Here is a 13,178-nt window from a genome sequence, read left to right on the forward strand (position 1 = left end):
TAAGCATCGCTTAACAAAAAAGCAATCGACCAGTGCGATTGCTTTTTTTGCTGCCTATGTACGGCTCAATAATTAGTCGGGCTTTTTTTGATTTTGCCTGACCAGTTATCGTAACCGCCTTTTAACCAGCTGATCTTCTCAAAGCCATTCTTGCGCAAGCGCCGTGCTGCCCGCAACGAAAGGACGCCGGTTTTGTCATAGAGATAGACCGGCAAATCTTTACGCATCTCGCCTAACCGCTCACGCAGCTGCGTATACGGAAGGTCACGCGCACCAAGAATATGGCCTGCTTTGAATTCGTTGCGTTCCCGTAAGTCGATAATCTGGGCTTTGCGCATCGTGTGCTCAAATTCTTCAGGTGAAATTTCGCCACCGATGGCCTTGAATTTCGACTTTTGATAATAGCTCCACAACCAGCTGAAGCCCCAGTAAATTAAAAATAATCCAACAAAGATTAACAGATAAGTTAACACTTACACGACTCTCCTTTTTCCCTTACTTCAGCGCCAAGCTTGCGGCCCCAATGACGCCAGCTGTATTGCCCAACGTTGCCAACCGCAATCGGGTGGTTTCACGAACATTCGGGAACGTATTTTCTTTGAAATACTTATCGACGCGTTTAAGCAAAAAGTCGCCCGCTGCCGACACACCGCCACCGATGACGATGAATTTCGGATTCAATAAATTACCAACGTTCGCTAAGGCCAAACCAAGATAGAAGCAAACCCGGTCCACAATCATCAAAGCCAGGCGATCGCCGTCCTTTGCCAAATCGAAAACGATTTTGCTAGAAATCTCGTCCCCATCGTCCAGCGTTTGCTTCAACTTTGAGTCGCCGGCAAATTCTTCTGCCATGTCCCGAGCAACCCGCACCACGCCGGTCGCACTAGCTACTGTTTCGAGGCAGCCGCGCTTGCCACAGGTACATAGATACCCGTTAACCGGATCGACGGTGACATGTCCTAACTCACCGGCAGAACCGGCAACGCCATGTAACAGCTCGCCATCTGCAATAATGCCCCCACCAACGCCCGTACCAAGCGTCACGAAGGTCACATCCGGATCATTTTCACCGGCGCCTTTCCAGCGTTCGCCCAATGCCGCAACATTGGCGTCATTATCAATGTTAAAAGGAATCTTGGTGCCGGATTCAATCACTTTTTTGGCTTGCTGTAATGTTTTCCAGTTCAAATTATATGCGCCAATAACGGTGCCAGCTTTGATATCAACAGAACCCGGAGACCCCATGCCGATGCCGGCAAAATCGGCTGGCGACATGTTGTAAAGTTTTAGGTGTTCGTTAATGGATGTCACAATATCCGGCAAAATATGGCTGCCTTCATCCAGAATGTTGGTGTCGATACTCCAGCGCTGCTGAATATCGCCTGCTTGGGTTAAAATAGCAAATTTAATGGTTGTCCCGCCTAAGTCAACCCCGATTAATTTTTGATTATTCATTTTGATCATTCCTCCGTTGATCCGAATGCAAAGGTAAATCGTGATTCAAGGGATCTTGCTCTTCTTGTTCATGGGCATGCCGCAAAACAACTTTCGCATTCAGATAAACCTTATCGTCAATCAATTTTGCCTGATGCAAACGGTCTAATTCTAGTGCTGCCAGCTCAATATCCCACACCCGTTTACCGACATGGATAAAGGTGCCAAAGCTCTTTAATAATTGCAAAACATCATAATAAGTTTTCATACGATTCCGCGCTGAATTCCAAATAAAATCAAAGCAACCAGTCCAAAGATCAAGGTGACTGCCGAAGCGACGCGCCGGACAGTCCCCATACGACCAAGTGCCGGGGCTCCCAACATGCCGGCCGCTAAGAAACCGCCTAGCACACCGCCAATGTGGCCATAAATATCAACGCCGCTAGAGAAAAGGTTAAATGCCAAGTTCAAGACAACCAACAACAAAAATTGACGCGACAATTGCCGAATGACGGGGTTATCGCGGTAGGTATCCCCCAACATCAAGCAAGCTCCCAACAACCCAAAAATCGCGGTGCTGGCTCCTGCTGCCAACGTGTTGGGACTGAAAGCAAAACTTGCCACGTTGCCGGCAAAACCGGAAATGAAATATAGCAGGAAGAACCGCCAATGACCAAATAAACGTTCGGTCATTTCGCCTAAAAAGTATAACGAAAAGCCATTCATCAAGATGTGCGTTAAGCCAATATGAACAAATACCGGGGTGATCAGGCGCCACCATTGTCCGTATAAAATAAGCGGATTAGCTCGGGCACCATAAGCAATCAGCACTTCAGTATTGGTGCTGCCACCGGAAAGTGTCTCTAGAATGAACACCAAAATCGTAACGGCCAAAATGCCGTTGGTCACATAGGCTGAATTTTGAAAGCGTGAGCGCCAATTTGCGTAGTTCATTGAAATCCTTTCTAACCTGACTGCCCAAGCAGCTAGTGCGTGTATAACCGTCGCCAAGCGGCAATCTCGCTAAAAAAACAACAGGTGACCCTGTTGTTTTCCCATTGCCACCAGTGCCAATCAATCACTTGACGGCCATGTTCTTGTAGTAGTTTAGCATTTTTTGCACACGCTGCCAACAAAACAACGTTAACCATTGACGGTCTTTTGATGAATTGAATAGCCCTTGTCTTCTTTGATGTCATTCATCTTGTAGAAGTCGCTAAACATTTCTTTGGCAATTTGCAACTGATAAGGCGTCGTCGTTTCAGCTTTCAGGTTGGGAATAATAACCGCGATCGCAATTTTGGGATTTTTCGCGGGCGCATACCCAACAAAACTTTCCGTAATGGTCTCAGTCAACGCCGACCCTTTTGATTGACGAGTAAAGCCTTGCGCAGTCCCGGTTTTCCCAGCGACTCCAGGATTCAGACTATTCAGAGACGTTGCCGTCGTCCACCCGTTCGTACCATGGACAACCTGCCACATTCCCTGCTTAACCAGATCGATTTGTGCTTGCGTATTCTCGATTTTAGACGTCACAGATGGCTGAGTGGTACTTAAAGTCGGTCCCTTACTGCCATCGCTCAAGGTCTGACTAATACTATTGACCAGATAAGGGCGCATCCGGTAGCCATTATTAGCAATCGCACTGATGTATTGCAGCATCTGAATCAAGGTGTAGTTATCGTAGTTTCCGTAAGCCAAGTCCAGCGCTGACCCCACGAGTAGGTTACCTGACGTATCATGTGTTTTACCTTCTAGCCCGGCAATTTCACCGGGTAAGTCAATGCCGGTCTTAATCCCTAAACCGAACTGATTGAAGTAACCGCGCATCTTGCTGAAAATGTTGTTGTCTAGTTTTAGATAATTATTCGGCGAGTAAGCGTAATGGCCTTCCTTCATCGCCAGCCACATCATGTAAATGTTACTGGACACTTCCAGCGCTGAAGCAGCATCCAGCGAGCTGAACGTACCGACAGGGTAAACGGATTTTTTAACTGGTGTACCCGGCAAATAAATCGGCGTGTCTGCCTGGGTATTGTGGTCAACCGTAATAACTCCGTCTTGAAGTGCACCGAGAACCGTTGCCCCTTTGACCGCAGACCCGACAACAAAGGCACGATTGATAACCCCAAGCGCATCGTCTTCGACTTTATGGGTCTGCGTATCCTGATGTTGCCCGGCCATGGCCAGAATCCGCCCGGTATTTGGATCCATTGCCACGGCATATGCACCATCCGATAAACTGCCGGCACCGGCCGAGCGAACCGAACTAAAGGTGTCATCCAACGCCTTTTCGACTTTCTTTTGGTATTCCGAATCAATGGTCAGATTCAGATTGGCTCCCTGCTGCCCCTTGAATTTGGAAACCGACTGGACAATCTGGTTGTTGTTGCCGATTTCAACCTGGGTTTGGCTCTTTGAACCTTTCAAAACGTTCTCATACGCTTTTTCCAAGTAACTGGTACCGACGCGATCATTACGCGCATACCCATTCGCTAAGTAGGCGTTCAGTTCATCGGCAGGCAGCCCGCTTTTTTCGTTGGAAACTCGGCCGATGATCGAGGTCATTGACTCGCCATTAGGGTATGAGCGTTCCCAATCAGTGCCGAGGTTAACGCCTGGCATCTGCGTCAGCCGTTCACCGACAACCGCCACCTCATGAGCAGTGACATTTTGGTTTTTCAAATAAACCGTGGACAACTGCGTGGCACCGTTCATGATTTTATAAAGTCCTGCTGCTTCTTTTTGAATGGGCGTCAACGTCGGCATATGTTTGCGAACATAGGCAACTTGATATTTATACAATTTATCGGAGTCCGCTGAAGGCAATTTTTGAATCTGCTTAGGCAGCTTTTTGGTGATTCGCTTTGACACCTTGGTCTGCGCAAGGTAGTAATCAATATAATCACGCTTGGTTAGATTCTCAGCCGGCTTATCAATCAACTTGGCCAGCTGATTGGCAATATCATACATTTGCTGGGATTTGGTTCCGACACTCTTGGTATAGGTGATGGCATTATTAGCCTTATTAGTCACAAGTGCGCGACCTTTACTGTCATAAATCAACCCACGCGGTACATTGCCGGTGACCGTTGTTTTGTTCGTCCGATCGACTTCGGCAGCCAATCGGGGACCATTTAGAATCTGCAAATAAGCCAGCTGGGCAACCAGTGCCGCTAACAAAAGAAACGCAATGAAAAACAATAAATTTAAGCGAAACGGAATGTGACTTTTATTTCGTTTCGGCTGCGGTGTACGAATGTACTTCACCCTAAATGCTCCTTTGAAATCTCTATCTTTTAAAGTGTAGCAAAGAACCCGGCAAAACGCTATGTGTCTTATGATATGCTTGAAATAGCGATGCCGGACGAAAATAAGCCGGAATTAATTTTAATTTAGAAGTTGGTGGGTACCTGTGCGACGACGATGGTTAAAAAACAATCCGCTGATCCTTAGTTTTTTACTGCCGGGACTGTTAGTCGGTCTTTACTTTGCTATTCGCGGCGTTTTCCCGTTTGGTTCCAGCAGCGTGCTCACGGTTGATCTGGGCCAACAGTATATTGACTTTTTTGCCTATCTTCGCCAAACTCTGCTCGGCCACCCAGGGCAGCTTTTTTATGCCTTTAATAAAGGATTAGGCGGCGACATGTTTGGCGTCTTTGCATATTATTTACTGAGTCCGTTTAATTTGTTGGTAATTCTTTTCCCCGCTGACATGCTGGATGTTGCTGCTTTTTTGATCATGATTCTAAAAATCAGCACGGCCGGATTAACCATGGGATGGTATGCCAAACACCACGGAATTAACGGGCTGATGATTTCCGCTTTTGGATTGGCATATGCGCTTAGCGGTTGGCTGTTGGCAAACAGTTTCAACTTGATGTGGCTAGATGCAGCGATTTTGCTGCCACTGATCGTTCAAAGTGCGGAGGCGTTGTTCACCAAAGGCCGGAACATTGCCTATATCGGCTGGCTGGCAGCTGCCCTAATCATTAACTTTTACACAGGCTATATGATCGCTTTGTTTCTGGTATTATACGCCGCTTATTGGCTCGGTGCCCATGCCAAGTCTTGGCGGCACGCCTGGCGCATCGGCCTGCGCTTTATAGGCGCCAGCTTACTGGCAGCTATGTGCAGCGCCGTGGTACTCCTTCCAACCTGGTTTCAACTTGCCCAATCCAAAGCAACTTATACGGTCAAAACGTTCCAGTGGCGCTTTGAGTATGCCCCGGATCGCTTGTTAAGCAAGCTGATCCCGGGCAGTTTCAACTTTGATCAAATGCCTTCAGGGTTCCCGAATATTTACGTCGGCGCCTTAGGATTTGTTCTAGCAGTCCTTTTCTTCTTATCCAGACAGCAGTCATGGCGGCAGAAAATTGCGGCTGCCTTGGTGACCGGTTTCTTGCTACTTTCCTGCATGTTCGAACCGCTGGATTTATTGTGGCATGGTTTTCAATTTCCGGTTTGGTATCCGTATCGTTTTACATTTGTCTTGTGCTTCTGGTTCCTGAGTTTAGGTATTAGCAGTCTGGCAAAGATAGAAACAGGATTATCGCTTCAAAAGCTCGTCATTTTACTCATCGTATTCGGGCTGATTTATGGTGATGTCGCACTTAATCTGAAACACTTCAGCTTTTTGACTTTCGGTAATCTCGTGTTTGGCATCGGTTCGCTGTTACTAGTTCTTGTGTGGCTCAGTCTGGACCAGCACCGGCCGTTATGGTTTGGGTTTGCCATTGTTTTGGTGGATATGAGCGGCAGCATGATTCTGACACTGAATCAGCTGGCTTACCTCGACCACCGTGATTACCACGATTATACCGCGGCGCTCGTCCAAGGTGCCAACGCCGTTAAGAAAGAAGATCACGGATTCTTTCGCATTGGCAAAACCACAATTCGGACGCGTAACGATCCGATGACCGGCAACTATCGCGGTGCCGATCAATTCAACTCGCTGCTTGAGCCTGCTTTGCCGAAGTTCTTTGGACAAATTGGCCAACCCGAAGACGATGGCTCGGTTGCATACACCAATGGCACCTTAATCACCGATAGTCTGCTGGGGATGAAGTACTTTTTGACGCCGACTCATGCGCGGTCTTCTCTCCCTGATGCCGGGCAACGACCTGATTTAAAGTGGTATCGGCAAGTGAACCAAGTCGGCCCTTGGAAAATTCTGCGGTCGCCATTCGCTCAACAAATTGGCTTCGCGGCCAACACTGATTTACTGAAACAGCAACTTTATAGTGATACGCCTGTTGCCAATCAATCGTTTATTCTCCAAGCTGCCCTAGGAAAAGACACCGATCCTTATTTTAGCGCGTTGCCACTCCCCGAACCGACACTTACCGGCGTTCGCCGCACGACATCAAATGGCACCTCGACATTTACCAAGGTTGGCAAGGGCCGCCATACTGTGACCTATCGTTTTAAACCGCAAGCGGGAAAATGCTACGTTCTGACGCTTGGCAGCCATTTTGCCAATCATCTGGTGAACCTCAAGCAAAATGGGAAAACCGTGGCGCTACCTGACAGTTTTAACAACACCCTCACTGTTAACGTCACGCCTAAGAAGGGCCTCCAGGAGCAATTGTTAACTTTTCAGCTCAATAAAAAAGAAGCCTGGTTTGACAATGTTGGTCTGTATCAAGCTGATGTCGGTACTATTCAACACGATCTCAAACAGTTACAAGCTGGCGGTTGGCGGGTTAAACACGCCACTGACACCACCATTGCGGCTGATGTCACTATTCGCAGACCAAATCAAATGTTACAAACAACGATCCCAACGGCACCAGGCTGGCACGTCCGCGTTAACGGCCGCCCGGTTTCCGTCAAAACCAGTCTCGGTATTTTCATGGCCATTCCGCTTAAGCCCGGGCATTATCGCATCACCATGCGCTACACGCCGCCATTATTGGGCTGGGGCAGCCTGATAACGGTTATCGGCTTGCTTCTGACGGTGGGGTGGTGGTTTGTCACAACTCGGCACCAGCCCTACCGGAAATCCTGATCTGAAAAGCAAAAAATCCTTAGGCAACAGCAACCGCGCCCGAGGATTTTTTTGCGTGCAGATTAATCATACATGAAGTATGACTGCAATCTGGCTTATTCTTCTTTAAATTCGTACTTAGGTTCATCCAGATGGGCATCGTAATCAACCGTCATTGCAAGGTTTTCAAAGAACCATGCATCGGTCGGATTGACAAAATAGGTCACACCGTCTTTTTCGACCGACATGATTGGATGCTCAGGATGATCATCCCTTGTCATCCCCACGCTAAAACCATCATGAACCTGGGTCTTCCCATAAGCTTTGCCGAAGAAACGAATGCCGGCACCTTGATCCGGTAAATTTAATTCACGGTGAAACCATTGACTTGCTTTATCAGTGATCGCGAGTTGCAACCCCATCATCTCCTTGATCATTTTTAACCAGACCATGCTTGAGCGCATAAATCGCCGCCTGGGTCCGATCCTCGACATCCAACTTGGCTAATATGTTTGAGACGTGCGTTTTAACCGTTTTTAATGTAATGAATAGCGCCGAGGCAATTTCCTGATTCGACTTGCCTTGCGCAATCAACTGCAAAACTTCGCGTTCGCGGTTAGTCAGTTCGTCGTACTGCGGTTGCGGATGATTCATGCGATTCATCATTTTGGTGGTCACTTGCGGCTCAAGTACCCGTTCGCCCTTGGCAGTCTGACGAATGGCTTTGGCAATTTCTTCCGCCGTTGCGGTTTTCAGAATATAGCTCGCCGCCCCTGCCTCCATGGCTGGATACACTTTGGCATCATCGATGAAACTGGTCAAAATGATAATCCGCGCTTCTGGCCAAGCTTTCAGAATCTCCTTAGTCGCCGTAATGCCGTCTTTTACCGGCATCACCAGATCCATCAAGATAATATCAGGCCGATCTTTCAACGCCATATCGACGCCTTCCTGGCCGTTTTCGGCTTGATCGACCACCTCTAAGTCAGGCTGAACGCCAATATAAGTCGCCAGTCCCAATCGAACCATTTCGTGATCATCAACGATCAATACTTTAATCATGCGCAACATCCTTTGATAACGGTACTCTGACTTCAACACTGGTTCCTTGACCGACTACGCTCACGACCTTGGCTGTTCCACCCATGGCCGCCGCGCGTTCCTTGATATTGGCAAGACCATAGTTACCGTTGCCACTAGTTTCTTTTGGATCAAACCCAACACCATCATCCACCATACGCAAAATAACCATATCTTGCAACCGCTTCAGATAAACTTCAAGGCTATCGGCTTTAGCATGGCGTAATGTATTACTAAGCAGCTCTTGAACAATCCGGAAAAGATTATCCTCAGTCGCCGCATTTAACTTAATGTCATCCAATTGCCATGTGATTTTGATTGTAATCTTGGTTTGCAATTCTTTCAACAACTGGATAATCCCCTGCTTTAGCGATTTGCCTTCAAGATTAGTCGGACGTAGATGCAATAGCAACGCCCGCATTTCCGCCTGGGCTTCATTGATCACTTTTTGAATCGTATCCAACTGCTTCTGCAAAGCTTCCTGCTTAGGATCGCGTTCCGCGACACTCCGCAGTGCGGACAACATCATCATCGCCGCAAATAACTGCTGGGAAACCGAATCATGCAGTTCCCGGGCCAACCGATGACGTTCACCGGTCAGAATGGCCTCACGGGTTTCGCCGGAAAAGCGCACAGGCGTATTACTATAACGTTCAATCTCACGTTGTAAGCGTATCATTTTTTGCCGTAACGCTTCAAGCAAGTCAGCTGGTTGCTGGCCTAATGCTGCGACCGCTTGTTGAGAGCGACTAAAAATCGGGGCTTGATATTGCCCGGCATTCAACTGCGCAAGACGACTATCTAACTGATTGCGCATCACCCGTTGTCGCCATAACACAATCACGGTGGCGCCGGAACTGATCAGTAAGGCTCCAATAAAAAGATAAACAAATAACGGCGCTGAAAGCACATTTGCTAACAACAGCTGCAAAAAATCATGATGGGTCACTTTTGCCAGCATAAACACCAAACAGGCCTCGACCAAAATCGTCCAGACCAGAAGAATCAGAAAAAAACCGACTAACATCCGTCTCCTCATACTGCCAGCACCTCCAAGTCGCCCACCACCACATTCGTGATAATGTGGATTCGACGCGGTGCATCGTCGTAATCCTGCGAATAAGCGGTCACGCTTTGGCTATGCAGCATCGAGTCGGAATCTTCAAAATGCAGCCGCCCATAAAACGTCGCATGTTCTACAGCAACGCCAACACCCACGGGAACCAAAATTCTGGTTTTACCAAAGCCTTTGCGAATCATAATCACGCTATCGCCTTTGGGTAAAAAAGTGTCACCTAGGTCAATGATGGTATCGCCGGCCGGCACCACCATGTTGATGTCATCCCAATCGTAACTGGGTGCAATCGTTTGCCGCCCCGCCCAGGAATGAATCGTTCGGCGCCCGGCTTTTTTACCTGGAGCCTCCGTTACCGGCGCAACGTACTGTTTATGATTCCAAACCGAAAAGCCTGCTTTTGGCTTGGTCAGAACCATCATCAAAAAGATCCCGGCCACCATCAATATGAGCCAAATCGCGGGATTAATAAAAATACCCAGCACCATTAATACACCGCCAAACGTGACACTAAAAGTCCGCAGCCGGTGCCAGTGCATCCCTAAGAAAAGAAATAGAAAGCCAATCAGGATCGTTGCCAACGCCATGGGATTCGTAATGATCTGGAATCCTAGCCAGAGTAAGAGCGCAAATTCAATCCCCAAAAACAGTTGCCAGCGGCGCATTTGCGATCCCTCCTTTTAATCAAAATCGTGAATTTATCTGGCAGTGAGGCATCACCAAATTCGTACCCGACTACCATATCCTTGATTTATTATAACGAATCAAATGCTCGCTAGCTTAGGGCGTAAGGCTGATATTCACCGGCAAGTGATATTTGCTCATAAGAAAAGCCAGCAAGCACATCCTCGTCGTCGGAGATGTGCTTGCCGGCTAGCTTTTATAAAATGGGATTAGCCTTCAACCTTTGTAATCGTCACGGTCATTTCGCCGCCTGGAGTGTTGATGGTAACTTTGTCGCCAACTTTACGACCAATAAGGCCTTGGGCAATCGGGCTTTCATTACTGATCTTGCCATTGAAAGCATCGGCTTCTGCTGCCCCGACAATTTCGTATGTTTCCTCGTCGCCGTCTTCTTCAAAGGTCACTTTTTTACCAATGGAGACTTCGTTTTTGGCAACGGCCTTGGCATCAATGATCTCGGCGTAACGCAGCATTGTTTGAATCGTCACGATCCGATTTTCAAGTGTGGATTGCTCATCCTTGGCTGCTTCGTACTCTGAGTTTTCGGACAAATCGCCGAACCCCCGGGCTACCTTGATCCGCTCAATAACTTCTGGGCGTTTCTTGGTTTTTAGTTCCTCAAGTTCGTTTTCAAGTTTCTTTTTACCTTCTGCTGTCATCGGATAGCTTTTGTCTGCCATAAAATACTTACCTCACTTCTTATTTTCCTTAGTCACTTTATTAATCCGGGAGCCATTTGTCAATGGCTACTCTTGTAAACCGCGTTCCGCTAGAATGGCTTTGATCTTGGTCACCAGTAAATCAATGGCGACCTGATTCTGACCGCCTTCCGGAACGATCAGATCCGCATAGCGTTTCGTTGGTTCAACAAATTGATGATACATCGGTTTTACGGTTTTTAAATATTGATTAATAATTGAATCTAGTGTCCGCCCGCGCGAAATCATGTCGCGCCGGATCCGACGAATGACACGAATATCGTCATCTGTATCAACAAATACCTTAATGTCCATCATGTTACGTAACGACTCATCATCAAGAATCAGAATCCCTTCAAGAATGATCACATCTTTAGGCTCAAGGTGCACCGTTTTATCCGAACGATTATGAATCGTGTAATCATAAACGGGCTGGTCAACCGCGTGGCGATGGATCAACTCATCCAGGTGATGCTTCAGTAGCGGAGTGTCAAACGCCAACGGATGATCATAATTGATTTTCTTCCGCTCCGAGAACGGTTTGTCGCTTTTCTTATAATACGCATCCTGTGCCAGCAAGAGCAAAGAATGCCCGGAAAAGTGATCGAAAATCGCCCGACTGACGCTGGTCTTGCCACTGGCAGAACCACCGGTCACACCGATCACAATGGGTTTCTTTTGCTGCATCTGCTGGCCTTCTTTCAATTTAAATCGTTGACAGAAAAAACTGCGCACAACAGCCTTGGAAAAGATGTCCAGCATTCAAGCATCATTTCCAAGGCCGTTTTTCTTTAATTGAGTCACTAAACTTTCGCCACTGATTCTAACACGATAGAACTGCTCCGTCTTGCCTGTCAAGATCAATCCATAAGTAAATCATGCTACTAAAGTCGTGGATAAGGGGCGCTATGGCCAACATATAAATTACTTATTGACTGATGAGTTATCGCTGGCAAACTTAGCCGTGTTCTCGTCGTGTTGTTCACGCGTGGTAGCATACAGCACTTCGCCGGTCTTCAGGTTGGCAACAAAGTACAGATAATGCTTGCTGCGGTCGTTTGGACTCAACACCGCGGTGATACTTTGCTCACTTGGCGAATCAAATGGACCCGGCCCGTAACCGGTGTGCACATATAGGTTATACGGCGAATCAACACTGGTATCCTTATTGGTCAAATGAGTTTTATGCGTATTTAAAGCATACATAACTGAAATATCGGATTGCAATGGCATATCCGCATCAATACGGTTCAAGAAGACCCCGGCAATTGTCCGGCGATCTTCCTGGGTCACCCCTTCACGCTCAACCAGCGAAGCCAAGGTCATGACTTCCTGAACCGTATACCCTTGCTTCTTGATACTCTTATAGTAACTTTGCATGACGCTGTCGGTTTTAGCTAACATCGCTTCAACCAGATCCTCTACCGTTTCGCCTGCGCTCACACTATAGGTGGCTGGGAAAAGGTAACCTTCCAGGCGGTAGCGAACGCCTTGGGCCGAAGCAGCAGAACTCAGGAGCTGCGGGTATTTCTTGGCCATTTTATTAAAGAAGGTCTGATTTTTCATGAGCGCCATGAACTTCTTGCTTGTCAGATTCTGATTTGATTTACCCAGCTTGTTCACGGATGTCGCAATTTGCTCGATTGTCGCGCCTTCTTTAACCAGCAACTGTCCCGCCGCGGTGGCTGCTGTGCCGCCAGCCCGCAACTTTTGGATCACCTGATTCATCGAATCACGTTGTGTCAACTGATAACTGCCGGCCTGAAAGTCAGCAATGTTGTGAAACTTGACATAATAATTGAACACCATGGCACTTTTGATCACGTGCTTGGCTTCCAATTTGGCGGCAATTTGTTTGGTGGATGAACCTGCAGGCACCGTTACATTGACAGAAGTCTGACCATTCGGATTCACCGGCTGAAGTGCCGAGTGGACGTACCGATACCCCATCAGGCCAACAATCACCAGCACCGCAAACAAGATACTCAGAACCCACGCGACAATCTTGTGCGACGCCTTTTTTTCATCAGCGCGCAACCGCCGTTTGTCCTCTACATGTCGGGATCGCCTATCCAAAAAAGATGCCTCCTTTTTACGTACTGTTGTTTATCGCGGATTAACCTAAATGTGCCTATAATCCAAACTGGCAGCATACAGCCGCTTATGTAACAGAACCACCGCCGAACTATCTTCGGCAGCAGCTTAATAACCAGTG

Annotated in this window: 13 protein-coding genes; 1 reads left to right on the top strand and 12 read right to left on the bottom strand. The window is 47.6% G+C overall.

Translation table 11 applies throughout. From position 1 onward, the window contains the following. Positions 1-65 precede the first annotated feature (65 nt). The 5 genes from LACSTY_RS08085 to LACSTY_RS08105 all read right to left on the bottom strand — a co-directional run bounded on the left by LACSTY_RS08085 (position 66) and on the right by LACSTY_RS08105 (position 4,707). On the bottom strand, positions 66-473 hold the full coding sequence (locus tag LACSTY_RS08085; RefSeq protein ID WP_010487956.1) for a rhodanese-like domain-containing protein: 408 nt from the start codon (positions 471-473) through the stop codon (positions 66-68). 22 nt (positions 474-495) lie between these two features. Beyond that, positions 496-1,458: an ROK family glucokinase gene (locus LACSTY_RS08090; RefSeq protein WP_010487954.1), complete on the bottom strand. Its 963-nt coding sequence runs from the start codon at positions 1,456-1,458 to the stop codon at positions 496-498. After that, entirely contained in the window at positions 1,451-1,705 is a 255-nt protein-coding gene (locus LACSTY_RS08095) for a YqgQ family protein (protein WP_010487952.1), read from the bottom strand. The genes LACSTY_RS08090 and LACSTY_RS08095 overlap by 8 nt, the downstream gene beginning before the upstream one ends. After that, on the bottom strand, positions 1,702-2,391 hold the full coding sequence (locus LACSTY_RS08100) for a rhomboid family intramembrane serine protease (RefSeq protein WP_010487950.1): 690 nt from the start codon (positions 2,389-2,391) through the stop codon (positions 1,702-1,704). The genes LACSTY_RS08095 and LACSTY_RS08100 overlap by 4 nt, the downstream gene beginning before the upstream one ends. 189 nt (positions 2,392-2,580) lie before the next feature. Next, a complete protein-coding gene (locus tag LACSTY_RS08105) occupies positions 2,581-4,707 on the bottom strand; it encodes a peptidoglycan D,D-transpeptidase FtsI family protein (RefSeq protein ID WP_151466841.1) in 2,127 nt (708 codons plus the stop codon). A gap of 145 nt (positions 4,708-4,852) precedes the next feature. Between LACSTY_RS08105 and LACSTY_RS08110 the strand changes: the two genes are divergently transcribed. Next, on the top strand, positions 4,853-7,447 hold the full coding sequence (locus tag LACSTY_RS08110; RefSeq protein ID WP_087912267.1) for a YfhO family protein: 2,595 nt from the start codon (positions 4,853-4,855) through the stop codon (positions 7,445-7,447). A gap of 95 nt (positions 7,448-7,542) precedes the next feature. Here LACSTY_RS08110 and LACSTY_RS08115 read toward each other — a convergent pair whose 3' ends face one another. The 7 genes from LACSTY_RS08115 to mltG all read right to left on the bottom strand — a co-directional run bounded on the left by LACSTY_RS08115 (position 7,543) and on the right by mltG (position 13,039). Next, positions 7,543-7,842, bottom strand: coding sequence for a HesB/YadR/YfhF family protein (locus tag LACSTY_RS08115; RefSeq protein ID WP_010487945.1), 300 nt, complete (start codon positions 7,840-7,842; stop codon positions 7,543-7,545). Then, complete coding sequence (locus LACSTY_RS08120; protein ID WP_087912268.1) at positions 7,823-8,488, bottom strand: response regulator; 666 nt, start codon at positions 8,486-8,488, stop codon at positions 7,823-7,825. The genes LACSTY_RS08115 and LACSTY_RS08120 overlap by 20 nt, the downstream gene beginning before the upstream one ends. After that, positions 8,481-9,545, bottom strand: a complete 1,065-nt coding sequence (locus LACSTY_RS08125; RefSeq protein ID WP_162494863.1) for a sensor histidine kinase — start codon at positions 9,543-9,545, stop codon at positions 8,481-8,483. Before LACSTY_RS08125 ends, LACSTY_RS08120 begins: the two co-directional genes overlap by 8 nt. After that, entirely contained in the window at positions 9,542-10,246 is a 705-nt protein-coding gene (liaF, locus tag LACSTY_RS08130; RefSeq protein ID WP_087912269.1) for a cell wall-active antibiotics response protein LiaF, read from the bottom strand. Before liaF ends, LACSTY_RS08125 begins: the two co-directional genes overlap by 4 nt. 228 nt (positions 10,247-10,474) lie before the next feature. Next, complete coding sequence (gene greA, locus LACSTY_RS08135; RefSeq protein ID WP_010487938.1) at positions 10,475-10,945, bottom strand: transcription elongation factor GreA; 471 nt, start codon at positions 10,943-10,945, stop codon at positions 10,475-10,477. 66 nt (positions 10,946-11,011) lie between these two features. Then, entirely contained in the window at positions 11,012-11,650 is a 639-nt protein-coding gene (udk, locus tag LACSTY_RS08140; RefSeq protein ID WP_087913269.1) for a uridine kinase, read from the bottom strand. A 237-nt stretch (positions 11,651-11,887) separates the two neighbouring features. Next, positions 11,888-13,039, bottom strand: coding sequence for an endolytic transglycosylase MltG (gene mltG / locus LACSTY_RS08145; protein WP_087912270.1), 1,152 nt, complete (start codon positions 13,037-13,039; stop codon positions 11,888-11,890). Positions 13,040-13,178: the final 139 nt, after the last annotated feature.

Source organism: Lacticaseibacillus styriensis, assembly GCF_030770295.1.
GTDB lineage: Bacteria > Bacillota > Bacilli > Lactobacillales > Lactobacillaceae > Lacticaseibacillus > Lacticaseibacillus casei.